At 68.6% G+C, this 26,870-nt stretch carries 21 protein-coding genes; 13 read left to right on the top strand and 8 right to left on the bottom strand.

Annotated features, from left to right (window positions below; genetic code table 11):
- Positions 1-55 precede the first annotated feature (55 nt).
- A complete protein-coding gene (locus AC3IRM_RS00835; protein ID WP_489204457.1) occupies positions 56-1,711 on the bottom strand; it encodes an ATP-binding cassette domain-containing protein in 1,656 nt (551 codons plus the stop codon).
- Positions 1,712-1,961: 250 nt separating this feature from the next.
- Positions 1,962-2,615 carry an SDR family oxidoreductase gene (locus AC3IRM_RS00830; RefSeq protein WP_489204456.1) on the bottom strand — a complete coding sequence of 218 codons (654 nt, stop codon included), beginning with the start codon at positions 2,613-2,615 and terminating at the stop codon, positions 1,962-1,964.
- Positions 2,616-2,726: 111 nt separating this feature from the next.
- Here AC3IRM_RS00830 and ttcA point away from each other — a divergent pair, with 111 nt between their 5' ends.
- From ttcA to AC3IRM_RS00810, 4 genes are all read left to right on the top strand, one after another.
- On the top strand, positions 2,727-3,635 hold the full coding sequence (ttcA, locus tag AC3IRM_RS00825; protein ID WP_489204455.1) for a tRNA 2-thiocytidine(32) synthetase TtcA: 909 nt from the start codon (positions 2,727-2,729) through the stop codon (positions 3,633-3,635).
- A gap of 134 nt (positions 3,636-3,769) precedes the next feature.
- The gene (locus AC3IRM_RS00820; RefSeq protein WP_310155883.1) at positions 3,770-4,672 is read left to right on the top strand and encodes a recombination-associated protein RdgC; all 903 of its coding nucleotides are present in this window, start codon (positions 3,770-3,772) and stop codon (positions 4,670-4,672) included.
- A 127-nt stretch (positions 4,673-4,799) separates the two neighbouring features.
- Positions 4,800-5,570 carry a M48 family metallopeptidase gene (locus tag AC3IRM_RS00815; RefSeq protein ID WP_489205963.1) on the top strand — a complete coding sequence of 257 codons (771 nt, stop codon included), beginning with the start codon at positions 4,800-4,802 and terminating at the stop codon, positions 5,568-5,570.
- An 85-nt stretch (positions 5,571-5,655) separates the two neighbouring features.
- Positions 5,656-6,132, top strand: coding sequence for a hypothetical protein (locus AC3IRM_RS00810; RefSeq protein WP_489204454.1), 477 nt, complete (start codon positions 5,656-5,658; stop codon positions 6,130-6,132).
- A gap of 128 nt (positions 6,133-6,260) precedes the next feature.
- Here the strand turns inward: AC3IRM_RS00810 and AC3IRM_RS00805 are convergent, their stop codons facing one another.
- Both AC3IRM_RS00805 and hemH read right to left on the bottom strand, forming a co-directional pair.
- Positions 6,261-7,121, bottom strand: a complete 861-nt coding sequence (locus AC3IRM_RS00805; RefSeq protein ID WP_489204453.1) for an alpha/beta fold hydrolase — start codon at positions 7,119-7,121, stop codon at positions 6,261-6,263.
- Positions 7,118-8,101 (bottom strand): ferrochelatase, encoded by a 984-nt coding sequence (hemH, locus tag AC3IRM_RS00800; protein ID WP_489204452.1) that lies wholly within the window; start codon positions 8,099-8,101, stop codon positions 7,118-7,120. The genes AC3IRM_RS00805 and hemH overlap by 4 nt, the downstream gene beginning before the upstream one ends.
- A gap of 152 nt (positions 8,102-8,253) precedes the next feature.
- On the opposite strand from hemH, the gene AC3IRM_RS00795 reads away from it, so the two are divergent.
- The 5 genes from AC3IRM_RS00795 (at position 8,254) to AC3IRM_RS00775 (ending at position 11,381) form a co-directional block, all read left to right on the top strand.
- Positions 8,254-9,138 (top strand): lipid-binding SYLF domain-containing protein, encoded by an 885-nt coding sequence (locus AC3IRM_RS00795; protein ID WP_489204451.1) that lies wholly within the window; start codon positions 8,254-8,256, stop codon positions 9,136-9,138.
- 80 nt (positions 9,139-9,218) lie between these two features.
- Positions 9,219-9,446, top strand: a complete 228-nt coding sequence (tatA, locus tag AC3IRM_RS00790) for a Sec-independent protein translocase subunit TatA (RefSeq protein WP_310147187.1) — start codon at positions 9,219-9,221, stop codon at positions 9,444-9,446.
- Positions 9,447-9,461: 15 nt separating this feature from the next.
- Complete coding sequence (tatB, locus tag AC3IRM_RS00785) at positions 9,462-9,941, top strand: Sec-independent protein translocase protein TatB (RefSeq protein ID WP_489204450.1); 480 nt, start codon at positions 9,462-9,464, stop codon at positions 9,939-9,941.
- A gap of 49 nt (positions 9,942-9,990) precedes the next feature.
- Positions 9,991-10,683, top strand: a complete 693-nt coding sequence (tatC, locus tag AC3IRM_RS00780) for a twin-arginine translocase subunit TatC (RefSeq protein ID WP_489205962.1) — start codon at positions 9,991-9,993, stop codon at positions 10,681-10,683.
- The gene (locus AC3IRM_RS00775; protein WP_489204449.1) at positions 10,680-11,381 is read left to right on the top strand and encodes an RDD family protein; all 702 of its coding nucleotides are present in this window, start codon (positions 10,680-10,682) and stop codon (positions 11,379-11,381) included. Before tatC ends, AC3IRM_RS00775 begins: the two co-directional genes overlap by 4 nt.
- A 119-nt stretch (positions 11,382-11,500) precedes the next feature.
- On the opposite strand, the gene AC3IRM_RS00770 is transcribed toward AC3IRM_RS00775, so the two are convergent.
- From AC3IRM_RS00770 to AC3IRM_RS00760, 3 genes are all read right to left on the bottom strand, one after another.
- Positions 11,501-12,451 (bottom strand): hypothetical protein, encoded by a 951-nt coding sequence (locus AC3IRM_RS00770; protein ID WP_489204448.1) that lies wholly within the window; start codon positions 12,449-12,451, stop codon positions 11,501-11,503.
- A 990-nt stretch (positions 12,452-13,441) separates the two neighbouring features.
- Positions 13,442-14,173 (bottom strand): glutamine amidotransferase, encoded by a 732-nt coding sequence (locus AC3IRM_RS00765; RefSeq protein WP_489204447.1) that lies wholly within the window; start codon positions 14,171-14,173, stop codon positions 13,442-13,444.
- Between the two features lie 192 nt (positions 14,174-14,365).
- A complete protein-coding gene (locus tag AC3IRM_RS00760; RefSeq protein WP_489204446.1) occupies positions 14,366-16,177 on the bottom strand; it encodes a GspE/PulE family protein in 1,812 nt (603 codons plus the stop codon).
- Positions 16,178-16,276: 99 nt separating this feature from the next.
- Between AC3IRM_RS00760 and glyQ the strand changes: the two genes are divergently transcribed.
- From glyQ to AC3IRM_RS00740, 4 genes are all read left to right on the top strand, one after another.
- Positions 16,277-17,185: a glycine--tRNA ligase subunit alpha gene (gene glyQ / locus AC3IRM_RS00755; RefSeq protein ID WP_489204445.1), complete on the top strand. Its 909-nt coding sequence runs from the start codon at positions 16,277-16,279 to the stop codon at positions 17,183-17,185.
- Positions 17,186-17,321: 136 nt separating this feature from the next.
- Complete coding sequence (gene glyS, locus AC3IRM_RS00750) at positions 17,322-19,439, top strand: glycine--tRNA ligase subunit beta (RefSeq protein WP_489204444.1); 2,118 nt, start codon at positions 17,322-17,324, stop codon at positions 19,437-19,439.
- A 254-nt stretch (positions 19,440-19,693) separates the two neighbouring features.
- On the top strand, positions 19,694-21,484 hold the full coding sequence (locus tag AC3IRM_RS00745; RefSeq protein WP_310236540.1) for an autotransporter assembly complex protein TamA: 1,791 nt from the start codon (positions 19,694-19,696) through the stop codon (positions 21,482-21,484).
- Position 21,485: 1 nt separating this feature from the next.
- Positions 21,486-25,433, top strand: a complete 3,948-nt coding sequence (locus AC3IRM_RS00740; protein ID WP_489204443.1) for a translocation/assembly module TamB domain-containing protein — start codon at positions 21,486-21,488, stop codon at positions 25,431-25,433.
- 370 nt (positions 25,434-25,803) lie between these two features.
- Here AC3IRM_RS00740 and AC3IRM_RS00735 read toward each other — a convergent pair whose 3' ends face one another.
- Positions 25,804-26,835 (bottom strand): isoaspartyl peptidase/L-asparaginase family protein, encoded by a 1,032-nt coding sequence (locus AC3IRM_RS00735; protein WP_489204442.1) that lies wholly within the window; start codon positions 26,833-26,835, stop codon positions 25,804-25,806.
- Between the last annotated feature and the right edge of the window lie 35 nt (positions 26,836-26,870).

The following is a 26,870-nucleotide window of genomic DNA, read 5'->3' as shown; positions in this document are numbered from 1 at the left end:
GGCCGCAAGATGGGTTTCGCAGCGTTCTACCCATCCTGTGGTCGCGTCTTGTAGCTCAGGGATCGACGGCTTCCAGATGGAGGCGCTCAGTGTCGAGGTGCAGGCGGTGGGTCAACGCCAGCGCATCGAGCAGCGCGGGGTCGTGACTGACGACGAGCAAGGCACCGGGCCAGCTCCGCAACAGGGCGACCAGCGCGTCGACGCTGTCGAGATCAAGATGGCTCGCCGGTTCGTCGAGCAGCAGCAATGGAGCGGCCGGCTGCGCCCACGCCGCAGCCGCGAGGGCGACGCGCATGCGTTCGCCGCCCGACAGCAGACCCAGCGGCTGGCGGGCCCTTGCGCCGGCGAGGCCGAGCAGAGCGAGTCGCGTTGCGGGCACGTCCAGCGCATCCGCCTGCATGCGCGCGGCCAGCCAGTCGAGCGCCGGCATTGCTTCGGGCAAGGTCGCGAGCATCTGGTCGAGTGACTGCACCGGCACGCAGGCGTCGACCGTGCCGCTGGCGAGCCCCGCCTCGCCACGCAGCGCGCGCAGCAACGTGCTCTTGCCGCTGCCGTTGCGACCTTCGAGCCCGATCCGCACCGGGCCGAACGCATCCCATGTCAGGGCTTCGACCGGCGCGTCGGCCAGGGGATGCGCGCCAGTGAATCGCAGCACTCTGCGGGCGCCAGGCAACACGACACCGGCATCGACGAACGCGGGCGCTGGCGTGGCATCGATCGCGGCGAACGCGTCCCGGACCGCGGTTTCGCCGTCGGCGAGACGCTGTGCCAGGGCGCCGCGGGCACGCCCGGCGTGGCGCTCGGCATTGCCCTTGGCCTGGTCAAGCAGCAGCGGCGACTGGTTGCTGTCTTCGCGCATCCGCCGACCGCGCGCCTGACGCTGGTCGAGTCGCTGGTGTTCGCGTCCGACCGCGCGCTGTGCAAGTGCGCGGTCGGTCCGCGCCTGTGCGAGCGCGCCTTCGGCCTGCCGACGCGCCATCTCGCGCGTCGCGCGCCAGGCATCGAGTCCACCCTCGATCCAGTGCAGTCCGTCCGGACGCAGCTCGACCAGTCGCGGCATCACGCGCAGCCAGACAGGGTCGTGCGTGACGACCATGGTGACGCCGGCGCGCTGCAGGAAGTGCCGGCACCAGTGCGTGGACACATCGCTGTCGAGGAAGGTGCTGGGTTCGTCGAGCAGCAGTACACGCGCATCGCGCCACGACGCCGCGAGCAGACGCAGCTGCTGGACCTGGCCGCCCGAGAGGCGCGAAGGATCGGATGTCGGCGCGAGATCCTGGAACCCCAACGCTTCGAATGCGGCATGCAGGCGCGCTTCGAGTGTCCAGTCGTCGTCGACACAGGCAGCATCGGCCGCGTCGCCATCACCGGCCAGCAGTCGTTGCAGCGCGTCGAAACGCGCGCCGAGACCCAGCAGATCGACCACGCGGGCAGGCAGTGGACCCGGATGCTGCGTCAGAAGATGCAGACCGCCGGCCACCTCGATCGTGCCCGCGCGCGCGCCCTCCGCCAGTTGCCGGAGCAGCGTGGACTTGCCCACGCCATTGGCGCCGACCAGGGCACTGGGGCCGTCGTGCAGCACCAGCGAGAGAGCGTCATAGAGCACGCTGCCGTCGTCGCGCGCGGCGGACAGGCCACGGGCGCGCAGCGCGGGGACGACGGAAGAGACAGACAGCGACGCGGACGGCGTCGGAGAGACGGGCACGGACATGGAAGACCTCGCGGACATGGGGACGCGACCCGTGTGGGTCGTCGGACTCGATGTCGGCTCAGTACTTCACGTCATTGCGCTCCCGGAGAATTCCTTGCGACAGCGCGTGCTGCAGCGGGCAGTCGCGAAATCGGTGTGCAGTCTACGACCGCGCGCCTCACCGACGCATTAACGCCGGGATCGATCGACGATGTCGCGTGTGCGGCACCTGCGCCCGCGCTCCACTTCGTCCAACACCACGCGCCCGCGATCAGCGCGCGCCGACGAAGGCTTCGATCGGCGTATCGCCGTCGACGAAATCCAGCGTGCGGCCCACGGTGCCAGGTGTCTCCAGCACGATGGCCGCAACCGCGGCCACATTTCCGCGCGAGACCGGCGTGCCGCTATCGGCGGTGCGGCCATCGGTGACGCGTCCAGTGCCGGCGGCGTCGGTCAGCAGGCCCGGCCCGAGGATGGTCCAGTCCAGTGCGCTGGCGCGCAGATGCGCATCTGCAGCGGCCTTGGCCTGCGCGTAGGCGAAGAAGCCGTCGTCGGGCGCGATGCCGTGGTCGAAACCGGCGCCGAGGTAGGACACCATCACATAGCGCCGTACGCCAGCAAGGGCCGCCGCATCGATCGACCGGATCGCCGCATCGCGGTCGATCGCATACGTGCGCGCGGGATCGCCGCCGCCCGCACCGGCGGACCAGACGACGGCATCATGCCCGGCGAGCTGTCCGGCGATGGCGTCCGTCTCCGCGTGTTCGATGTCGAACACGACCGGCGTCGCGCCCGTCGCAGCGACGGCATCGCGATGGGCGGCATTGCGGAACAATGCGGTCACGGTATGCCCGCGCCCGGTGAGGCGATTGGCCAGCTGCAGGGCGACGCGGCCGTGGCCGCCGATGATGACGATGCGCGACATGGCGCTCTCCGTTCAACTGGAATGGCGTCGCAGCCTTGCACAGCGCGTGTTGGCGCGCGGTCGCAGGCATGTTGCGGCAACGCCCGAACCCGCGCCCGGTAAACTGGCGCGATGAGTATCGTCCTGCCCCTGCACGAACCGCTGCCGCATGTGCGCGCTCCACGCCGTGGCGCGCAGACCGTGCACGCGCTGGGCAAGCGGCTGCGGCATCAGGTGGGCCGCGCGATCGCCGACTTCGGCATGATCGAGGACGGCGACCGGGTGATGGTGTGCCTGTCGGGCGGCAAGGACAGCTACACCCTGCTCGACATCCTGCTGCAGCTGCAATCGAAGGCGCCGGTGGCGTTCTCGATCACCGCGGTGAACCTGGACCAGAAGCAGCCCGGATTTCCCGCGCATGTGCTGCCGGACTATCTGACCTCGCGCGGCGTCGACTTCCACATCATCGAGCAGGACACCTATTCGGTCGTCAGCCGGGTGATCCCGGCAGGCAAGACGATGTGTTCGCTGTGCTCGCGCCTGCGCCGCGGCGCGCTGTACAACCACGCGACGCAGCACGGCTTCACCAAGATCGCACTGGGCCATCACCGCGACGATCTGGTCGCAACGTTTTTCCTCAACATGTTCTTCCACGCGAAACTCGGCGGCATGCCGCCGAAGCTGCGCAGCGACGACGGCCAGCATGTCGTGATCCGCCCGCTGGTCTATGCGGCCGAAGACGACATCGCCGCATACGCGCAGGCCAAGGCGTTCCCCATCATTCCCTGCACCTTGTGCGGCTCGCAGGAAAACCTGCAGCGCAAACAGGTCCGGAAGATGCTGGACGCCTGGGAGCGTGAGACGCCCGGCCGCATCGAAACGATCGCGCGTTCACTGGGTAATGTCTGTCCGTCGCAGCTCAGCGATCCGGCATTGTTCGACTTCCGCGCGCTCGGTGCGGAGGCGTCTGCGCCCATCGCCGATGGCGATCTGCCCGACCCGCAGGACGCCTTGACCGACACCGTGGCGCGGGAGGCATGAACACCACTGTCCACGCCGTGACCAGACGCGCCCAACTGCAACTGCCCGACCGCGTCGCGACTGCCCCACTTCGTTCCTGACGCCCACCGCTCGCGTGCGGCGTCCTTATCCCTTCCAACGGAATCATCAGCCCCATGTTCTTTCGCAATCTGACCCTGTTCCGCTTCCCCACCAATCTCGACCTGTCGGAACTCGACGCACGCCTGGCGGAATTCCCGCTCAAGCCGGTCGGTCCGCTGGAGATGTCATCGCACGGTTTCGTCTCGCCGCTGGGCCGCGAGGCCGAGGTGATGGCGCATCGCATCGAGGACACCATCTGGGTCACCGTCGGTGGCGAGGAAAAGATCCTGCCTGGCCCGGTGGTCAATGAACTGCTGTCGCGCCGCATCGAGGAATTCGAAGAGAAGCAGGGCCGCAAGCCCGGCGGCAAGATGCGCAAGCAGATGAAGGACGATCTGCTGCAGGAACTGATGCCGCGTGCGTTCGTGAAGCCGGTGCGCAGCGATGCGCTGATCGATCTCGAGCACGGCGTGGTCGCGGTGAATTCCTCCAGCCGCAAGAGCGCGGAGAACCTGGTGTCGAACATCCGCACCGCGCTGGGCAGCTTTCCCGCGCTGCCGCTCAACGCCGAAGTCTCGCCGCGCGGCGTGATGACCGGCTGGATCGCCGGCGAGCCGCTGCCCGACGGCCTGACGCTCGGCGAAGAATGCGAACTCAAGGATCCCTCCGACCAGGGCGCGATCGTGCGCTGCCAGCGTCAGGACCTGCAGTGCGAGGAGATCACCCGCCACCTCGATGCCGGCAAGCAGGTGACCAAGCTCGCGCTCAACCTCGACGACCACGTCTCGTTCGTGCTCGGCGAGGATCTGATCGTGCGCAAGTTCAAGCTGCTCGACGGCGCACTGGACTCGCTCGAACACACCGACAACGACGACATGCGCGCCGAACTCGATGCCCGCTTCGCGCTGATGCGCGGCGAGTTCAAGCGCCTGTTCAAGGTGCTCGAAGGTGCGTTGAAGCTGTCGAAGGCGGAGTGATCCTGCCGCTCGTGGGAGCGCGCTCGGAGGCGATGGGGCGTCAACGCCCGGGCCCATCGCGCGCGAGCGCGCTCCCACAGGAAAACACCGCGCGTTGCGCGCGCACTACAATCCGAGCATGCCGTCCCTGTCGCGCCTGTTGTCGCGTTCCGTCAAGCCCAGTTCGATCCAGCGCGACTCGCTCCAGCTGACGCTCGAGGATGGTCGGCGGATCGAAGTGTTGCGGGTGCGTGATCCGCGTGCCCGGCGCATCCGCCTCAGCATCAGCGAGCGCGGGGCACGGTTGACCCTGCCGCTGCGTGCGAGCCTCGCCACCGGCGATGCCTTCCTGCAGCAGCATCGCGCGTGGCTGGCCGCGCAGATCGCGGCGCATGGCGAAGCGCGGCCGCTGCAGCGTGGGCTCACCACGCATCTGCCGTTGCGCGGCGCGCCGCATCCGTTGCGCTGGGAGGGCGGCCGCTTCAGTCATGTGCGCCTCGACGACGACGGCGCGCTGACGTTCGTGTCGCCCGAGCACGCCGGCCCGGCCGCGCTGCAGCGCGCGCTGCGCGAGTTCTACGAAGCGCAGGCACGCGCCGACATCGGCCGCTGGCTGCCGGCCTACCTGCCCGGCCTGCCGCGCACGCCGCGGCGCATCTGCCTCAAGGTGATGTCCTCGCAGTGGGGCTCGCTGGCGCCGGACGGCACGCTCAACCTGGACCTGTCGCTGGTCCTCGGCGCGCCCTCGGCGTTCGAGTACGTGCTGGTGCATGAGCTGTGTCATCTGATCCACGCCGATCACTCGCCGCGCTTCTGGAGCGAAGTCGAAGCGCGCTGCCCGGCGTGGCGCGACGCGCGTGATTATTTCCGCGACAGCGGACGCCGCCTCAAGGCCGACCTGCACGCGCTGCTGACCTGAGCCGGCGCGACGCGCGGACCGGTGGCCGCTTCGTCGCCGCGCTCACGTTGACCCGGATGAGCGGCCATTGCCGCCGGAGAACGCGATGGTCCGCCCGAGCCTGGCCCTGTTGCTCCTCGCCCTGCTGCCCGGCTGCCGCCAGCCCGGCGAGGCCCTGGGCACGACGATCCGCTTCGACGCGCGGGGCGACCGGGTCACGGCGACGCCGGTGTCGCCACGTGCGACCTCACTTGCCCTGCCGGCGGATTTTCCGCGCGACGTGCACCTGCCTGCGCGCTATGCGATCGACACGCTGACCGACATGCCGGGCACGCAGATCATCAGCCTGCTCGCCGAAGGCGAGGTGGTGGCGCTGTCGCAGGAAACCCGCCGCGCGATGGAGCACGATGGCTGGCAGCGCCGGCTCGTCACGCATCACGGCGGCGACAGTGCGGTCCTCGCGTTCGAGAAGGATGGGCGTAGTGCGCTGTTCGCGTTCGACCGGAACCAGCCGGCGCAACCGTCGGAGGATGCAGGCGTGATCGTCAGCCTGCAGTTGCAGGACGGGACCACGCGGCTTTGAAGGCAGGGCTCTAAAAATCCGGCGGTCGCCGGCACGCGAGCCGGTGGATCGCAAGCCTGCCTTCTCACCCCATCGGGAGAGGGGCTCTGGACGACACGCCTGGTTGCGGGCGCGCCGCGGCAGCCGGCTCAGCGCAGCAGGAAATCGCCGATTGCAGCCGCGACGTCCGCAGGCTGTTCCATGTGCAGGTGATGACCGCCGGCGATGACGGTGAGATCACCGTCGGGGAGCAGACGCGCGCGGCGTGACCGGTCGGGCTCGGGCAGATAGGGCTGCGGCGGATCGGCGTAGATCACGCGCGTGGGGCATTCGATGCCGGCGATCAGGGCGTCGACCTGGCCGGGTGTCATGCGCACGGCGGTGGGAATCGTCAGGCGCGGGTCGCTGCACCAGACATGGCCGCCTTCGACCGCCTGCACGCCACGCTCGACCAGCAGGCGCGCGACGGGTTCGCTCAGCTCGTTGACGCGCACGCGCGCGCGGATCGGCGCGTCGAGATCCGGGAACACACGCAGCGGACGTGTGCCCAGTCCACGCGACGAGGCCACTGCTTCGCGCAGGCGCGGCACGGTTTCCGGCTCGGTTTCCGGCAGCGCGCCGAGTGCTTCGATCGCGACCAGACGTTCGATGCGTTCAGGCACTGCGGCCGCCACGAGGCTGGCGATGCCCGCGCCCATCGAATGCCCCAGCAATGCGAACCGGTCCCAGCCCAGCGCATCGGCGATGTCGAGCACCTGGTGCACGGCGCCGACGAAGGTGTAATCGGTGCCCGGCGGCATGTGTGCGCTGCGACCGTGGCCGGGTAGATCGGGCGCGACGAGATCCAGGCCTTCGAGATGCGCAGCCAGCGGCACGAAGCTCGCGGCATTGTCGAGCCAACCGTGCAGCGCGAGCACGCGGCGCGCGCCGAGGGTGCCGAAGCGCAGCCCGCGCACGGTACCGATGCCGATGTCCACTTCGAACGGCTGCGCCGGTGCGGCGCTGCTCATACGGGCGCGTCCAGATCGCGGCGCGTCAATGCCGCCAGCGCGCGCGCATGCGCGGGTGCGTCGTTGAGACAGGGGATGTAGCGCAGATCCTTGCCGCCGTGGGCGTGGAAGATCTCGGCGTTCTGCAGCGCGATTTCCTCCAGCGTTTCCAGACAGTCGACCGCGAAACCGGGACACACGACATCGATCACGCGGATGCCCGCGCCGCCCAGGGCTTTCAGCGTCTCGTCGGTATAGGGCTGCAGCCAGGGCTCGCGGCCGAAGCGCGACTGGAAGGTCAGCATCGCGTCATCCGGCGCCAGCCCCAGCGCCTGCACGATCGCGTCGACGCTCGCGCGGCACTGCAGCGGGTACGGATCGCCGGCATCGGCCAGGCGCTGCGGAATGCCGTGGAAGGAGAACAGCAGATGCTCGCCGCGGCCCTGCGTCTCCCAGTGCGCACGGATGGATGCGGCCACGGCCTCGACCCAGTCTGCATCCAGGTGATAGTCGTCGCGCATCCGCGCAACGCCATCGGCGCCGAAGACCTCGTCGACGACATCGCGGACCGAGGCCGTCGTCGTCGTCGAGTACTGCGGGTACAGCGGCAGCACCTGCACCCGCGCATGACCCGCGTCGCGCAGGCGCGTCAGCACGCCGCGCAACGAAGGATTGCCGTAGCGCATCGCGTGGATCACCTGGGCATCGGGCATTTCCGTCTGCACCGCAGCCGCCAGCCGCGCCGTGTGCACGGCGAGCGGCGAACCATCGTCCATCCACACGCCGGCATAGAGCTTGGCCACGCGCGGCGAGCGGAACGGCAGGATCACGAAGTGCAGGATCGGGCACCACAGCCAGCGGGTCAGCGCCACCACCCGATAGTCGTGCAGGAACTCTGCGAGGTAGCGGCGTACCGCCTTGGGCGTGGGCGCGTCGGGCGTGCCGAGATTGACGAGCACGACGGCGTCGCGCGCGGCGGAGGAGGCAGGGGATTCGGACATCTCCATAGAATGGCAGGCACGACCGCGCAATGGCAGCGTTCCGGCACGCCGGAAGAACTCATGTGCGATTCATTGCCCCGTCACTAGCCTGAATCCGTTCTGCGTGCGCCACATGTCGCCCGCCCGATTCGCGCCCTTGCCCCGGAGCCACCATGACCCGTCCGTTCCGCCACACCATGCTGGTTGCCGCGCTCGCCACCGCGTGCGTCGCAGGCCCCGCCGTCGCCGGCCCGACCGAGGACGCCCGGGCCCAGAACGCGGTACGCGTGCTCAACGAGATCCAGGCGATCCCCGAATCGGGCATTCCGGACAAGTTGCTGGACGAGGCGCGGGCGATCGTCGTGATCCCCGACACCATCAAGGCCGGCCTGATCATCGGCGGCCGTCGCGGCCACGGCCTGATGTCGGTCAAGACGCCCGAAGGCACGTGGTCGAGCCCGTCCTTCGTCAAGATCACCGGCGGCAGCATCGGCTTCCAGGCCGGCGTGCAGTCCTCCGACGTGGTGCTGGTGTTCCGCAACGAGCGCAGCCTGGAATCGATCGTCAACGGCAAGTTCACCCTCGGCGCCGACGCCGGCGTGGCGGCCGGTCCGGTGGGCCGCAACGCCGCCGCGCTGACCGACGGCCAGCTCAAGGCCGAGATCTGGTCGTGGTCACGCGCACGCGGTCTGTTCGCCGGCGTCGCGCTCGATGGCGCGGTGCTGCAGATCGACGACGACGCCAACATCGCCGTCTACGGGCGCAACACCACGCCGCGCGCGATTCTGGAAAATCGTCCGGGCCAGGCGCCGTCGAGCGCGGTCGTGGATTTCCGCGATCGCCTGGAGGAAGCCAGCGCCACCGCGCGCGTCTCGCGTGGCGGTACCGCGGTCCCGGTCGCGCGTCAGGCGCAGCAGCCGGCCTACACGCCGGCGATCCAGAACGTTCCGGAAGCCACGACCGCGCCGGTGCAGCCGCAGCAGGGGCAGCCGTCGACCCAGGGCTTCCAGAACGTCGAAGACCAGCCGGCTACCGTCGAACCGCTTCCCGAATACTGAAGTGCAGCGCGCACCCGCACGTTGCGTGCGGGTGCGGTGCGTTATCCTGCCAGACCACCCGCAGCTCCCGGAATCGCGCCATGGGCAGTTTCAGCATCTGGCATTGGGCCATCGTTCTCGTTGTGGTCCTGCTGGTCTTCGGCACCAAGAAGCTGCGCGGCGCCGGCCGTGATCTTGGCGAAGCGGTCAAAGGCTTCAAGAAAGGCATGCACGACGACGAGACGCCCGAGCGTCTCGACGACCGTTCGCAGGATCCCGTGAGCCGCGAGGCCGACAGGACGCGCCACGACGACACCACCCCGCGCTGACGCGGGACGCGGTCGATGTTCGGGATCGGCACGGCCGAGTTGATGATCATCGCGTTGATCGCGCTGGTCGTGCTCGGTCCCGAGAAGCTGCCCAAGGCGGCCCGCTTCGCCGGTCTCTGGATCCGCCGCGCGCGCGCGCAGTGGTACTCGGTGAAGTCCGAGCTCGAGCGTGAACTCGCCGCCGAGGACCTCAAGCGCAGCGTGCGCGACGCCCAGCGTTCGATCGCGGACGTGGGCACCCAGATGCGCGACGCCGAGCAGCACGCCCGCAGCAGCCTCGACGATGTGCGCAAGGAGGCCGGCGACCTGGTCGCGCAGGCGCGGCGCATGTCCAGCGAACCGCCCGCGACGCACCGCAGTCTCGATGCCGTACCCGAGCCTGCGGTGCAGATCGAGCCGCCACTGCCGCCCGAAGCCATCGCCGGCGATCCCACACGTCCGCCGGTGCCGGCGGCCACTGCCGACGAGGAGACCGATCGTGGCGTTGCACGCTGACGAAGACGGCGGCGAAGGCAGCCTGATCGACCATCTCATCGAACTGCGCATGCGCCTGATGCGCGGCGTCGCGGTCACCGGCATCGTGCTGCTGTGCCTGCTGCCGTTCGCGAACAAGCTCTACGGCCTGCTCGCGCAACCGTTGCTCGACAAGCTGCCCGACGGGGCCCACCTGATCGCGATCGAAGTGGCGTCGCCGTTCTTCGCGCCGCTGAAGCTGGCGTTCTTCACCGCGGTGGTGGTGACGATGCCGTGGCTGCTCTACCAGGCGTGGGCCTTCGTCGCGCCGGGCCTGTACAAGCGCGAAAAACGCCTGGCGATGCCCCTGCTGGCGTCCGCCGTCGCGCTGTTCTACATCGGCTGCGCGTTCGCGTTCTTTTTCGTGCTGCCGTCGGTGTTCACCTTCCTGACGATGGTGACGCCCGACGGCGTGGCGATGATGACCGACATCAACGCCTATCTGAATTTCGTGCTGGTGATCTTTCTGGCGTTCGGCCTCAGCTTCGAGCTGCCGATCGCGCTGGTGATCCTGGTGCTGCTGGGCTGGGTGACCACCGACCAGCTGCGCGAGGCGCGCGGTTACGCGGTCGTCGGCGTGTTCGTGCTGGCCGCGATCATCACGCCGCCCGATGTGGTCTCGCAGCTGATGCTCGCCATCCCGATGTGCCTGCTGTACGAGGCCGGCATCATCGCCGCGCGCCTGCTCGCGCCCAAACCCGGCGCCGTACGCGACGACGCATGAGCCGGCCGGTCTCCGCGCCCACGCCACTGCTGCGCCGGTACACGGCCTGGTCGCTGGATGCGGCGGCGATCGGACTTCTGGTGGTCGCGCTGATGCACCGGCGCCTGTACGAAGCTCTCGGGGCCTGCGCGCGCGCGATCGACGCACAGACGCAGGCGATGGCCGCGCTGATGCAGCAGACGCTCGACCTCGCCGCGTCGCCGGCTGCCCTGCTCCAGGCCTGGATGGCCGATCCCGCACTGCAGGTCGCGATCGCCGCACTGACGCTCGCGATCACGTCGTTGACCCTGCCCACGATGGCCGTCTTCGCGCTGCTCGCGCTGGTCTGGTTCACCGCGTTCGAGGGCTCGCGCTGGCAGGCGACCCCGGGCAAGCGCCTGCTCGGCCTGCAGGTGGTCGACGACGACGGTCTGCCGCCGGGCTATGTGCGCGCCGGCCTGCGCACGGCGGCCGGCCTGCTGTCGTGGGTGAGCCTCAATATCGGTCATCTGCTGGCCGCGCGCGGACCGCGCTATCAGACCCTGCACGACCGGATCGCCGGCACCCATGTGGTGCGACGTACCGGATCCCCCATGCCGATGCCGGCACGCCTGTGGCTGGTGCTGCAGCCACCGGCGTTCTTTCTGCTGCTCGCGCTGCTGATGCACCGGATCGACCGGAGCCTCGCCGCCGCACTCGACGCAACGCTCGGGTTCTAGGCGCGCGCCCTCAGTCCCGCATGCAACGCGCTGCGCGTGCCCGGCTCAGTGGAGTTCGAAACACCGGATGCTCGTCCACGCCGGAGTGAGGGCGCGGAACCGGGCGCGCAGGCGCGGCGTCAGAGTTCGATGCGGCTGTTGTCGCTACGACCGTCGGCGCCCGGTGTCGAGCCACCCGGTGACGCATCGTCCTGCGGACCGCAGACATCGCGCCACATCGCGTACATCGCACCGAACATGACGATGTAGAGGATCAGCAGCAGGACCAGATACAGCGGCAACACCAGCAACGCCGCGAGGCCGGGATGCACGAGGCTGGCGACCACGCTGATGAGGGTCACCACCATCGCGAACGCCAGCATCAGCGCGAAACCGCCCGCCATCGCGATCGCCGCGGCCACGATCACCGGCAACACATTGCGCAGCGCCCCGCCGAGACCGTCAGTGAACGCCTGCAACACCGGCCGGTCGCCCAGCGCGACCTGGCCGAGGCCGATCGCATAGACGGTGGCGTAGTAGACGCCGAAGAAGATCGCCAGCGCCATCAGCGGCGCGATGCCGGCCGGCGGCAGCGGCAGATCCGGCGGCGTCGCCGGGCCCGTCTGCGCGCTCATTTCCTGGCTGATCGTCAGCACCTGCATGTACCAGTCGACCACGCCGTCGCCGAACGCGCTGACCAGCGCGTAGAACGTCGCGATGTAGAGCGCCCCCATCAGCACGCCGAAGCCGATCAGGCGCCCGGCATTGCCGGCGGTGAACACTGCGAACACATCGGTCGGCTGCGCCGGACGCCCGTGCTCGGCCGCATCGATGACGTGCAGCACGCCGGCGATCAGCAGCGGATAGACGACGATCGACACCAGCGATGTCGCGCCGATCAGCATGACCTGGGTATTGGCATCAAGCTCGAACGCGATCTGCGCGATCGCCTGGAGCACGTTCGGGATCAGCGCGAGCAACGCCACGATCGCCGTCGCCCCGTACACCGCGCGCGGATTGGCGCGACCGACGTTGACGCCCTGCACGATCCACTTCCAGCCGTGGCCGGCTCCTACCGTCCGAGTCGTCATTTCCGCCGTATTCCAGGTGTCTGTCGCGTGGGCGCGCCACGAAGGGCGTCATCGTATCGCATGCATTGGAGACGCCGCCGGGATGCGCTGTGTGTTCAGCCGCGATGGCGGTGTGGGGTTCCGGGCTGCCGCTCGGCCTGTTCGTGCTCGAGGCGCTGCTTGGCTGTCCGCCGGCAGCCTGCCTCTGGGCAAGACGCTGTTGCCGTCATTCCCACGCAGGGGGGGCTGTCAACGGACGTATGTCCGGTCATACAGCGGCTTTGACTTTGGCTTTCGCCTTCGCTTTCGCTGTGGCTGTGGCTGTGGCTGTGGCTGTGGCTTCCAGCCTTTGACTTGAATCGAGCCGTAAAGCGAGCCGAGCACCGGAGCCTGGCGTGGCCGAAGAGCAGCCCATGTCTGAGCGCAGCGAGTTTGGGCTGCGTGCCGCGTCAGGTGAGGAGCGGAGGGGACCGACGCGGCTTCATCGCGTCGGCTCGCGTCCGGCGAAGGGACCTTTTGGTTCCTTTCGGGTCCATCCAAAAGGGACTCGCACGCGCAGCGGGCGAAAGCCCTGCACTCGCTTGCGCTTCTTCGCTCGTTGCTTTGCGACTTGATGTTCTGCCGGAAAGAAGATCAACCGTATAAGCGAAGATCAAGGACAGGGCCTCCGCGCTGTCGCGCGGCTTACTTTTGTCTTGGCAAAAGTAAGCAAAACCGTCTTCGCCGGACGCGATCCGCCGCGATACAGCCGCGGCGGTCCCCTGTGCTTCTCGGTCGACGGGGCACGCAGCCCAAACTCGCTGCGCTCAGACATGGGCTGCTCTACGACCCCGCCGCCCTGCGATGCTCGGCTCGCTTTACGGCTCGATTCAAGTCAAAAGCAGGAGCAGGAGCAGGAGCATGGCAACGGCAACGGCAAAGCAGAGCAACCCAAAGCAGAGCAACGTCCCTGGATGACCGGACATACGTCCGTTGACAGCCCCGCCTGCGCGGGCATGACGGAACCCAAACTCAGTCGCGTGGCAGCGCGCCCGCCAACCTCACGAATCGCTGCAACACCGCCCGCGCCTCCGGCGCAGCGCGCACCGCCGCGACCAGCGCGACCGGATCGAGACCTTCCTGGTACAGCGGCCCCGAGCGCGCGCGGATGTAGCCGCGCATGTGGGTGGCGCTGAACTCCGGGTGGAACTGGACACCCCAGGCCCGATCACCCCAGCGGAACGCGTGGTGCGGTTCGAGCACGGAATGGGCCAGCAGGATCGCACCCTCGGGCAGGCGCAGGACGCTCTGCAGATGCGTGGTCTGGGACGCGAAGCGGGTGCCGCCGGCGGCGAACAGCGGGTCGTCGGATGCTGCGTCGGTGATGTGGATGTCGTACGTGCCCATCTCGCGACCACGCGGGTTCTCACCGACCTCCCCGCCCAGTGCATGGGCGAGTAACTGGTGGCCGTAGCAGATACCGAAGATCGGCACGCCGGCGTGCGCCGCGTCGCGCAGCCAGGCGGCCGTGCGCTCGCTCCACTCGGCGCGGTCGGTGACCATCGCGCCAGAGCCGGTGACGATGACGCCGAGGTGGTCGTCCGCGGATGGCAGTTCGGCGCCCTGCTCGACATCGCGCACCGTGACATCGTGTTCCGACAGACCGGCAGCGACGCGGATCCAGTGCGGAAAGCCACCGTAGCGGCGCATCGAGGGCACGGGCTGGCCGGTTTCGACGATCAGGAAGCGGCGGTCGGACGACATCAAGGGCAGCCGGTGGAGGAAGACGGCGCAGCGTAGCGGATCGGGACGGGCGGGCGCTGGTGTGGGATCGTGCTTCGACTGCTCTGCCCTCACCCGACGCGCTTTGCGCGTCGACCTCTTCCCGGAGGGAGAGGTGGCCAGACAGTCGCGTATCGCGCTCGGGCCGAATCACGCGAGAGAGCGAAAGACCCCTTACTCCCGCGGCGGCAGCACCGTCATCACTTCTTCCACCGTGGTCACGCCCTGGGCGACCTTTTCCGCGCCGGCCATGCGCAGCGTGCGCAGGCCTTCGCCGACCGCGGTCCGGCTGAAACCCGACAGCGCCATGTCCGGCTGGATCTTCGCGCGCAGCGCGGGCGTCACGGGCATCAGCTCGTAGATGCCGACGCGGCCGAAGTAGCCGGTGTTGCGGCACTCGAGACAGCCGACCGGGCCACACGCGGTCTCCGGCGGCGGCACGTCGCTGTCGGGGCCGAGCAGCGCGCGCCAGGCTTCGGGATCGACCGGCTGCGGTTGCTTGCAGTGCCGGCACAGCGTGCGCACGAGGCGCTGGGCCAGCACGCCGTTGAGCGTGGAGGCGATCAGGTAATGCGGCAGACCGAGATCGAGCAGGCGGGTGATCGCCGACGGCGCATCGTTGGTGTGCAGGGTGGAGAGCACCAGGTGGCCGGTCAGCGAGGCCTGCACCGCCATCTGCGCGGTGTCGAGGTCGCGGATCTCGCCGATCATGATGATGTCCGGGTCCTGACGCAGCAGCGTACGCACGCCTTGCGCGAAGGTCAGGTCGATCGCGTTGTGCACCTGCATCTGGTTGAGTTCGACCGAGACCATTTCGATCGGATCTTCCACCGTGCAGACGTTGACGTCGTCGGACGCCAGCTTCTTCAGCGTCGAGTACAGCGTGGTCGTCTTGCCCGAACCGGTCGGGCCGGTCACCAGCACGATGCCGTGTGGACGCTGCACGAGATCGTTCCACGCCGCCGCCTCGCCGGCATCGAAGCCGAGGTGTTCGATCGGCTTGAACGCGGTGTCGGGATCGAAGATGCGCATCACGACCTTCTCGCCGAAGGCGGTCGGCATCGTCGACAGACGCATTTCCACCTCGCGTCCACCCGGCGAGCGGGTCTTGATGCGCCCGTCCTGCGGGCGCCGGCGCTCGGCCAGATCCATGCGGCCGAGCACCTTGATGCGGCTGACGGCGGCGGTCATCACCGGCGGCGGCATCTCGAACACCTTGTGCAGCACGCCGTCGATGCGGAAACGCACGCGGCCCACGTCACGGCGCGGTTCGAGATGGATGTCGGAGGCGCGCTGCTCGTAGGCGTACTGCAGCAGCCAGTCGACGATGTGGACGATGTGGTGGTCGTCGGCGTTGACGTCACCCGAGCGGCCCAGCTCGACCAGTTGCTCGAACGTCGGCGCATTGCTGCCGGTTTCGCGACCGTCCTTGGCGCCGCGGATCGAACGCGTGACGCCGAAGAACTCCATCGTGTAGCGGTGCAGGTCGAGCGGATTGGCGATGACCAGATCGATCTCGCGCCGCAGCAGCCGCTGGATGTCGGTCAGCCAGTCGAGCGCCATCGGTTCGCTGGTCGCGATGCGCGCGCGGTCGGGCGTGACCTCGACCGGCAGGATGCGGTGGCGCTTGGCGTAGGCGTGGGAGAACAGGTCGGTGACGTCGCCGACGGCGATCTTGGTCGGATCGATGCGCAGATAGACATGGCCCGTGGCCTGCGCCAGCCATTCGGTCAGCGCTTCGAGACCGAGCTCGGTGCCGGGTCGGCGCGCCGACGGCAGCTTGAGATTCGCGAGCAGCACCAGCGGATGCACCGCATCGAGACCGCGCGTGTTGCGCCCGCCCACACGTGCTCGGTCGGCGTCGACCGGCGCCAGCAGGCCGTCGGCCAGCAGCGCGTCGATCACGGGTTCGAGGGTCAGGCGGCCCGGCGGCAGACGTCCGCCGAATTCGGCAGGCGGACGTGGGCCGGTCGGATACTGCGGCATGCGCGGATCGTTCAAGCCGGGTCCTCCATGGCGCACGGTACGGCGGGCGCCTCGATGCGGCCCGCTATACTAGCGCGCCGCCGCAGACGCGATTCTCCGATGACCGGACCGACGTTCCAGGAGCTGATCCTCACGCTCAACACCTACTGGGCCAGACAGGGCTGCGTGCTGATCCAGCCGCTGGACCTCGAGGTCGGCGCGGGGACTTTCCATCCGGCCACGTTCCTGCGCGCGCTCGGCCCCGAGCCGTGGAACGCCGCCTACGTGCAGCCGAGCCGCCGCCCGACCGACGGCCGCTACGGCGACAACCCCAATCGCCTGCAGCGCTACTACCAGTACCAGGTGGCGATGAAGCCGAACCCGGACAACATCGTCGAGCTGTATTTCGACTCGTTGAAGGCGCTCGGCATCGATCCCGAAGTGCACGACCTGCGCCTGGTCGAGGACAACTGGGAATCGCCGACGCTCGGCGCCTGGGGTCTGGGCTGGGAGGTCTGGCTCAACGGCATGGAAGTCACCCAATTCACCTACTTCCAGCAGGCCGGCGGCATCGAGTGCAAGCCGGTGCTCGGCGAGATCACCTATGGTCTCGAGCGCCTGTGCATGTACCTGCAGAACTGCGACAACGTCTACGACCTGGTGTGGACGCACGGTCCCGACGGCACGCCGGTGACCTATGGCGACGTCTACCACCAGAACGAAGTCGAGCAGAGCGCCTACAACTTCGAACATGCGAACGTCGACGTGCTGTTCCGCCGCTTCGACGAATGCGAGGCCGAAGCACTGAAGCTGGTCGAGCTGGGCCTGCCGCTGCCGGCCTACGAGCAGGTCACCAAAGCCAGCCACAGTTTCAACATGCTCGATGCGCGCCGCGCGATCAGCGTGACCGAGCGCCAGCGCTACATCCTGCGCGTACGCACGCTGGCCCAGGGCGTGGCCAAGGCCTATTACGCGCAGCGCGAGGCACTGGGGTTTCCGGGGCTGAAGCGCGCTCCGGAAGCCGCTTGAGCCCCTCTCCCGCCTGCGGGAGAGGGGTTGGGGTGAGGGCGCTGTTCGCGCATCCGCCTGTAAAGCGCCCGCATCCGGCGCTGCGCGCCACCTTCTCCCAAGCGGGAGAAGGGAATTTCTTCTGGATCGAATCGCCATGACTGACATGCACCCCCTCCTCATCGAACTCGGCACCGAAGAACTGCCGGTCAAGGCCCTGCCCGGCCTGGCGCAGGCGTTCTTCGACGGCGTGATCGCGGCGCTGGACAAGCGTGGTGTCGCAGTCGAGCGCACAGGCGCGAAGCCGCTGTACACGCCGCGCCGTCTCGCCGTGCTGCTGCCGGGTGTCGCGAGCGAGCAGCCCGAGCAGCGCTCGGAAGTACTGGGCCCGTATCTCAATATCGCGCTCGATGCCGACGGCAATCCGACGAAGGCGTTGCAGGGGTTCGCGGCGAAGGCCGGCATCGACTGGACCGCGCTCGAGAAGACCAGCGACGCCAAGGGTGAGCGGTTCGTGCATCGCGCGGTGACGCCGGGTGCGGCGACGGCGGCGCTGCTGCCGGACGTGCTACGCGAGGCGATCGCGGCGATGCCGATTCCCAAGCCGATGCGCTGGGGTGCCCACAGCTACGCATTCGCGCGGCCGGTGCACTGGCTGGTGCTGCTGCACGGCGGGACGGTCGTCGACACCGAACTGTTCGGTGTGCGCAGTGGCCGCAGCAGTCGCGGCCATCGCTTCATGCACGACGCCGCGGTCGAGATCGCGACGCCGGGCGACTACGTCGACGCGCTGCGCAATGCGAAGGTCATCGTCGATGCCGATGCGCGTCGCGCGGAGATCGTGCGCGAGGTCGAGGACGCCGCGCGCGCCGTCGGTGGCGATGCCCGCATCGAGGCCGACAATCTCGAGCAGGTCGTGTGCCTGGTCGAATGGCCCAAGGCGGTGCCCTGCACCTTCGAGCCCGAGTTCCTCGCCGTGCCGCAGGAAGCGCTGATCGCGACGATGGAAGCGAACCAGAAGTTCTTCCCGGTTTTGCGCGACGGCAGGCTGACCGAACATTTCATCGGCATCGCCAACATCGTGTCGAAGGACGAAGCCGAAGTGGCCAAGGGCTACGAGCGCGTGATCCGTCCGCGCTTCGCCGATGCCAAGTTCTTCTTCGACGAAGACCTCAAGCAGGGTCTGTCGGCGATGAACGATGGCCTCCGCACCGTGACCTACCAGGCCAAGCTGGGCAGCGTCGCCGACAAAACCGTGCGCGTCGCCGCACTGGCCGAAATCATCGCGCCGCAGGTGGGTGTGGATGCCGCACTCGCCAAGCAGGCCGCATTGCTGTCGAAGGCCGATCTGCAGTCGCGCATGGTCAACGAATTCCCGGAACTGCAGGGCATCGCCGGTCGTTACTACGCCAGGCAGGACGCGGCGCTCGCCGGCCTGTCCGACGACGATCGCGCTGCGCTCGCGAATGCACTCGACGAAGCCTGGCAGCCGCGTTTCGCCGGCGACGATATCGCGCTGTCACCGCTGGGCAAGGTGCTGGCGATCGCCGAGCGTCTCGACACGCTGGCCGGTGGGTTCGCGGCGGGGCTGAAGCCGACGGGCAACAAGGATGCGTTCGCGCTGCGGCGTAACGCGCTGGGCCTGGCGCGGACGTTGATCGAGAGTGGCTTTGATCTGGACCTGCTCGGCATGATCGACATTGCGGTTACGGCGCTGCCGGCATCCGTCCAGCCTCATGCGGATCGGAACACCGAGACGCTGAGAGACGATCTCTACGACTTCATCCTCGATCGCCTGAAGGGCTACTACGCCGACAAGGGCGTGACGGTGCAGCAGTTCAATGCCGTCGCCGCGCTGCGTCCGAAGTCGCTCTACGACCTCGACCGTCGCATCGATGCGATCGGCACCTTCGCCGCATTGCCGGAAGCCGCGGCGCTGGCCGCCGCCGACAAGCGCATCCGCAACATCCTGCGCAAGGCGGACATCGAGATTCCGGGCGACGTCGATCCGGCATTGCTGCGCGAGCCGGCCGAGGCCGCGCTGGCCGAAGCGGTGGAAGCGGTGCATGGCGAAACGGGTCACGCACTCGCACATGGCGATTACGTGTCGGTGCTGACACATCTGGCACGTCTGCGGCCACAGGTCGATGCGTTCTTCGACAGCGTGATGGTCAATGCCGACGATGCCGCGCTGCGCGCCAACCGGCTCGCATTGCTCAAGCGCCTGTCCGAACGGCTGGGCAGCGTCGCGGCGATCGAACATCTGTCGAGCTGAACAAGTCGGGCTGGGTGCGCGGCGCCGGCGAACCGATGTGCTCATAGACCTTCATTCCCGCGCAGGCGGGAATCCAGTGACTTCGAGTGCGAAAAATTCTGTAACGACTGCCGACGACCGAGTGCATCGTCGTTAAAGGCGCTGGATTCCCGCCTGCGCGGGAATGACGAGCAGATTGTTCTGAGCGATCGAAGAGACCTCTCGCGACGCCCCCCGTTAATCGACCCTTGACGCCACTCCGGTATCCTCGCGCGATGCCTCGCGTCCCTGTGTATCTCGCCGCCGTCCTCCTCCTGTGTGCGTCGGCCGCGTCGCACGCTGCGCGTGTCGAGCGCGTCGACATCGTCGGTCTCGACGAGGAGATGACCGACAACGTGCGCGTCTCGCTGGCGCTGTATGACGCCATCGGCCGCGACATCTCCGGGCGGCGCATGGCCTATCTGTTGCGCGAGGCCGAGCGCGAGACCCGCAAGGCGCTGGAACCTTTCGGCTACTACTCGCCCACGATCGACGTACAGCGCGATCGTGAAGGCGACGTACTCGCGATCCGCGTGGTCGTCGATCCCGGCCAGCCCGTGCGCGTGCGCAACAGCGACATCGCGATCATCGGCGAAGGTGGCCAGGACCGGTATCTGGCGCGCGACATCGCCCGCTTCGTCCCGAGCGAAGGCGCGGTGTTCAGTCACCCCGACTACGAATCCAGCCGCAACCAGTTGAGCCGCCGGCTGACCGAGCGCGGCTATTTCGACGCCGAGTTCGCATCCCGCCGGGTCGAGGTCACGCGCGCGGATCTCGCCGCCGATATCGACGTGGTCTGGAACAGTGGCGATCGCTACAACATGGGCCCGACCACGTTCGAACAGACGCCCGAGCAGATCGTCAACGACGACCTCCTCGAGCGCCTGATCTACTGGCAGGAAGGCAGCTACTACCACCAGGGTCGTATCGATCGCCTGCGGTCCTCGCTCGGGCGCCTGGACTATTTTTCCGACATCGACATCCAGCCGCAGGTCGACCAGGCCAACGAGAATCGCGAAGTGCCGGTCAAGGTCACCCTGACGCCAGCCAAGCGCAGCATCTACACCTCGGGCGTGAGCTACGGCACCGACAGCGGCGCCGGCGTGCGCCTCGGCGTGGAGCGTCGCTACGTGAACATGCGCGGGCACAAGGCACTCGCCCAGGTGGACTACGCGCAGCGACGCAAGACCGCCACGCTGCAGTACCGCATTCCCGCGTTTGCCTGGCTCGACGGCTGGTACACGACCAGTCTGCAGTTCGCAGACGAACAGACCGATTACATCGACAGCCGCCGCGTCGAACTCGTCGGCAGTCGCAGTGGCCAGTACAACGAATTCCTGGCCCTGATCGCCTCGGTGCACGTGCTGCGCGAGCGCTGGCTGTTCCGCGAGGCGGACGATGGCGACGGCGCGCTGGCGCCGCAGCAGTACCGCTACGCGACGTTCGCCTATCCCTCGCTGCGCGCCGAGTACATCGACGTCGACGATCGCCTGTTCCCGACCAGCGGCATCGGCGGTTCGCTGATGCTGCGTGGCGGCCTCGAAGGCGTGGGGTCGGATGCCTCGTTCGGGCAGATCCACGCCCGCGCGAGCTGGTTCCGCGGCATCGGCGAATCCAATCGCCTGATCGTGCGCGGCGAGATCGGCCACACCTTCACCGATGCACTGGTGGCGATGCCCCCCAGCCTGCGGTTCTACGCCGGTGGCGACCGCAGCATCCGCGGCTACAACTTCCGCGAGGTCAGCCCGCGCATCGACACCGATTTCGGCCGCTATTCGGTCGGCGCGAAGAACCTGGTCACCGCGAGTGTGGAATTCGAGCGTTATTTCACCGAGACCATCGGCGCAGCCGTGTTCGTCGACAGCGGCGACGCCTTCGACGGCGGCTCGCCGGAGTGGCGCACGGGCGTGGGCATCGGCGCCCGCTACAAATCCCCGGTGGGCCCGCTGAAACTCGATATCGCGCGCGGTCTCGACAACCCCGATTCGTCATTCACGATCGGCTTGTCGATCGGCGCGGAGTTCTGACATGGTGTTTGGTCGTCGCCGCCTGCCCAACGATCTGACCCCCGAAGAGCGCGAGGCGCGCATTGCCGAATTGCGCGCGCGTCGTCGTGCGCGGGCGCGCAAGCTCGCGATCCGCAGTGCGATCGGCATCGCCGCTTTGATCGTGCTGTTGATCATCGTCGTGTGGTGGCTGCTGACCACGTTCGGCGGCCGCGATTTCCTGCTCAGCCAGGTCGCCTCGCGTCTGCCCGCCGGCACCGAACTCACATGGCGCGCGGCCGAAGGCCCGGCCTCCGGCCCGTTGACGATGTACGACGTGCGTTACGTGCAGCGCAGCTGCCCCGACGTCGAAGAACAGCCGGTGCCCTACGGCCAGTGCGACGAGCCGCGCGTGCTGGTGTTCGAAGCCGAACGCGTCACCATCGACCCCGCGGTGATGCCTCTGGTCGGTCGCAACCTGCGGCTCGACGTGCTCGATATCGACAATGCGGTGCTGTCGATGCCGCCGTCGGTCGACACCCCGTTCGAGCTGCCGCGCTGGCCCGATTCGCTGCCGCGCATCGATCTGCCGCTGTCGCTGCGGGCCGACACGATCCGCATCGACGGCTTTCGCGTCGAGCAGGCCGGCGAGTCGCTGATCGACATCCGCAGCGTGCGCGGTGGCCTCGACGCGCAGCAGGGCGAACTCAATCTCACCCGCCTCGTCGTCGACAGCGACCGCGGCGTGTTCACCGCGCACGGCGTCTATGCGCCCGATGATGACTACCGCATGGACATCACCGCCAGCGCATTGATGCCCGCGCCGCCGGCGCGCACGCGCCCGCGCATCGGCCTGGTGGCGCGCGGCGACCTGTCGCGTCTGGATATCGCCGTGGTCGGTCACGTGCCGGAGCCGTTGAAGGCGGTGCTGACCCTGCGTGGCCGCGAGAACCCCGGCTGGGCGCTGCGCGCCGATACCACGCGCCTGGATCCTGCGCTGCTGATGGGCAGCGGTGAGCCCGGCACACCGCTGGCGTTCGACATCCGTGCCGACGGTCAGGGCGGCGCGGCCGAACTCCAGGGCGACGTGACCTGGGGCGAACGCGATGCGGATCCGATCCGCGTCGTGTTGCAGCCGTCGAAGGTGACACTGGAAGACCAGCGCCTCGATCTCGATCCGCTGGTCGTCGACATCTTCGGTGGCCGGGTCACGCTGCGTGGCTTCGCCGACGTGGCCGAGCCGGGCGACGTGCGTTTCCGCTTCGCGACCAATGCGCGTGGCCTGCAGTTCGGCGCCGACCCCGACGCCGCCGAACCCGCACCGCCCATCATTGCCGACGCGGATCTCGGCATCGCCGGCAGCACGGCCGCGTGGGCCGCGATCGGCAAGGCCAGCGTCGACCGCGACGGCCTGCGCGCGAACGTGGATTTCGACGGCCGCGGCGATGCGGAGCGCATGCGCCTGCAGACGGCGCGCGTGACGATGCCGACCGGCACGCTCGACGCCACCGGCGATGTCGCGTGGGCGCCGGCGCTGCAGTGGGATCTCGATGCGACGCTGGCCGGCTTCGACCCCGGCTACTTCGCCCGCGACTGGAAGGGCGCGATCAACGGCACGTTCGCGACGACCGGCAACACGCGTGACGACGGTGGACTGGAGGTCGCGGTGGATGCCAGCGATCTGGGCGGCACGCTGCGCGGCCGCCGGCTCGACGGCCGCGCGACGTTCGCGATGCACGGCCCGGCTTCCGATGCCGGTGAAGCGGGCCGTACCGATTTCGAAGGCGACGTCGCGCTGACACTCGGCGACAGCCGGGTCGACGCGACCGCGACCGTCACAGATCGCCTCGATATCGACGCGACGCTGGCGCCGCTGCAGCTGGCCGACTTCCTGCCCGACACCGGCGGCGTGCTGCGGGGCACCGTGCGCGTGACCGGCGCGCGCACCGCGCCCGACATCGCTGCCGATCTGACCGGCACCGCCCTGCGCTACGGCGACTACGCCGCCGCCAGCGCGCGCATCCAGGGCAACCTGCCGTGGCGCGGCGATGCCGGTGCGCTGGATGTCGTGGCGACCGGGGTCAATGCAGGCGTCGCGCTCGACGAAGTGCGCCTTGCGGCGCGTGGCGCGGTCGAGAGACTCCAGCTCGAGGCCAGCGCGCGCGGCGAGATCGGCACTGTCGATCTGTCGGGTAACGCGGAAAGCCGCAACGGCAACTGGCAGGGCACGCTGGCGAACCTGCGCCTCGCGCCTGCCACCGGGGCGAGTTGGGCGCTGCAGTCGCCGGCACAGTTCCAGCAGATCGGCACTCGCTACACGCTGAGCGAGAGCTGCTTCGCCTCCAGCGGCGGCGGCTCGCTGTGCGCGAGCGCCGACTGGCCGCGTCAGGGCGTCTCGGTCAACGGCACGGGCCTGCCGCTCGCACTGGCCACGCCGTATCTGCCCGAGCAGGACGGCGGACGTCCGTTCGTGCTGCGCGGCGAGATCGCGCTCGAAGGCAGCGCGCGGCCGGTCGGCAACGGCTTCGTCGGCAGCGCGAGCATCCGCTCGGCCACGGGCGGCGTGCGCACGTCCGAGCGCGCGCGCAACGACGTGGTGACCTACGACGATTTCCGTCTCGATGCCGAGTTCGACGCGAACCGGCTCAGCGCGACGCTGTCGACCACGCTCAACGAAGTCGGTCGCGTGCAGGCGCAGGTGACCAACGGCTGGGATGCATATTCGCCGCTGTCGGGTTCGCTGGTCGCCAATGTCGAGGACCTGACCTTCGTCGAGCTGTTCTCGCCCGACATCGTCGAGCCGAGCGGACGCCTGACCGCCGACGTGACCTTCGGTGGCACGCGATCGCAGCCGACGATCGGCGGCCAGGCGCGTCTGGCCGATTTCTCGACCGAGATCCCGTCGCTCGCGATCGCGCTCGAGGACGGCAACATCAACCTCGACGCGCTGCCCGACGGCACGGCGCGCATCGCCGGCAGCGTGCGCTCGGGGACCGGCACGCTGAATATCGGCGGCGGTATCGGCTGGCAGGGCGAAGGCACGCCGGTCGTGCTCACCATCCGCGGCACCGACGTGCTGGTATCGGACACCAGCGACATGCACATCATCGCGTCGCCCGACATCACCGTGCGCTACGCCGCGCTGCAGCCGCTCAACGTCACCGGCAAGGTCTTCGTCGATGTCGCGCTGCTGGACCTGGAAGGCCTGAGCGAGGGCGTGTCGGTGTCACCCGATGTCGTCGTGCTCGATCCGGTCGACCCGGAAGAGAACACCACCGCATCCGCGCTGGAACTCGACCTCACCCTGACCGTCGGCGACAACGTCGGCCTGCGCGGCTTCGGTTTCGACGGGCGCATGAAGGGTGAGCTGCGCGTGCGCGCGGTGCCCGGTCGCGAAATGACCGGCAACGGCCGTCTCGCGGTCGACGGGCGCTACAAGGCCTATGGCCAGGAACTGCGGGTCACGCGCGGCAACCTGGTCTTCAACAACGGCCCGGTCTCCGACCCGATGCTCGACGTACGCGCCGAACGCCGCATCGACGCCGAGGACATCACCGCCGGCATCGATGTCAGCGGGCGCGCCTCGGCGCCGCAGGTCAATGTGTGGACCAATCCGTCGAGCGACGCATCGCAGGCACTGTCGTATCTCGCCCTGGGCCGGTCGGCGTCGAGCCTGACCAGCGACGAGGGCCAGCAGATCGACGCCGCCGCAGCCGCGCTCAACGCCGGTGGCAATCTGGTCGCCGGTCAGCTCGGCAGCCGCATCGGCCTGGACAATGCCGGCATCAGCCAGTCGCGCGCGCTCGGCGGCAGCGTGCTCGGTTTCGGCAAGCAGCTCTCGCCGCGGCTCTACGTCGGCTTCGGCGTGTCGCTGCTGGGCACCGGCCAGGTGCTGACGCTGAAGTACCTGCTGCGCGCGGGCTTCGACGCGGAAATCGAGTCGAGCACGCTGGAGAACCGCGGCTCGGTGAACTGGCGGCACGAGCGCTGATTGCTGACGCAAGGCGTGCGGTCCGCTCGCCTCGTTGCCACCGTGGCGTGTGTCCCTCTGGGACCAAGACCTCTCCCTCCGGGAGAGGTCGACGCGTGTCACGCGTCGGGTGAGGGTTGGACGCATCCGCAGAATGACGAAGGGCACCCTCATCCGCCCTCCGGGCACCCCGTATCACGTACGGGGCAGGCTGTTCTCCCAAAGGGAGAAGGGCTCATCTGAAGCGAACTACGAGCACCTGGTTCAAGGCCCATCCGATAACGCGATAGCGCCGTGGAGGACAACCGCCACGCGCGACCGGCTATCCGCGCCGATGGTGTACGCCCGCCTCCTTATGCGGGGGAAGGGGCAAATCACCCGGCTCGACTGATCAACGCCCTTCCGGCAAAACGATCTCGTCCCCGCGGAACACCGCGACGTGCGGCACGCCGTCGGCGCCGATCCACCCGCGGTACATGCCGGGCGTGTTGAACGGGAACGCGACACGGCCATCGGCATCGAGCGCGATCGCCCCGCCATTGCCACCGGCAGCAGGAATTTCGCGATCGATGACCGCATCCGCCGCCTCGCGGATGTCGTCGCCGCGCAGGCGCACGCGTGCGCAGATCTCGTGCGCGGCGGCGGCGCGGATGTAGTACTCGCCCCAACCGGTGCCCGACACCGCGCACTGCGCATCGGCCCAGGTGCCGGCGCCGATCAGCGGTGCATCGCCGACACGGTTGTAGCGCTTGTTGGTCATGCCGCCGGTGGACGTCCCCGCGGCCAGCCGTCCGTCGGCATCGAGGGCGACCGCGCCGACGGTGCCGAAATACGGCCGCGCGTCGCCGGTCAGCACCGAGGCCTGTGGCTGCGCCGTGCGTTCGGCATCCAGTGCACGCTGCAACTGCTGCCAGCGACGTTCGGTGCGGAAGTACGACGGATCGACCAGTGCGATGTCCTGCGCGGTCGCGAAGGCCTCGGCGCCCTCGCCCACCATCATCACGTGCGGCGAGGATGTCATCACCGCATCGGCGAGCAGGATCGGGTTGCGTACGCGGGTCACGCCGGCGATCGCACCGGCCTGACCAGTGGCGCCATCCATCACCGCGGCGTCGAGCTCGTTGCGGCCCTCATGCGTGAACACGGCGCCCTTGCCGGCGTTGAAGCTCGGCGCATCTTCCAGCACCGTGATCGCGGCCTTGACCGCGTCCATCGCCGGCGCACCCGCCTGCAGCTTCGCGTGACCTGCGCGCAGTGCGGTTTCCAATGCAGCGCGCGCTTCGGCAAGGCCGGCATCGTCGAGATCACCACGCTCAACGCCGGCTCCGCCGTGGATCGCCAGCACCGGCGCATGCACCGAAGCCGCTGCCGATGTACGGACGTCCTCCGGCGTTGCGGCCTGCGTCGTTGCGAACGCGGTCATCAAAAGCACTGCAAACCCATGTCGTCGCATGCGTA

This window comes from Luteimonas sp. KH_071 (genome assembly GCF_057838005.1).
Note: the sequence above shows the minus strand (reverse complement) of the source record. Positions and strands in the feature narration are given on the sequence as shown.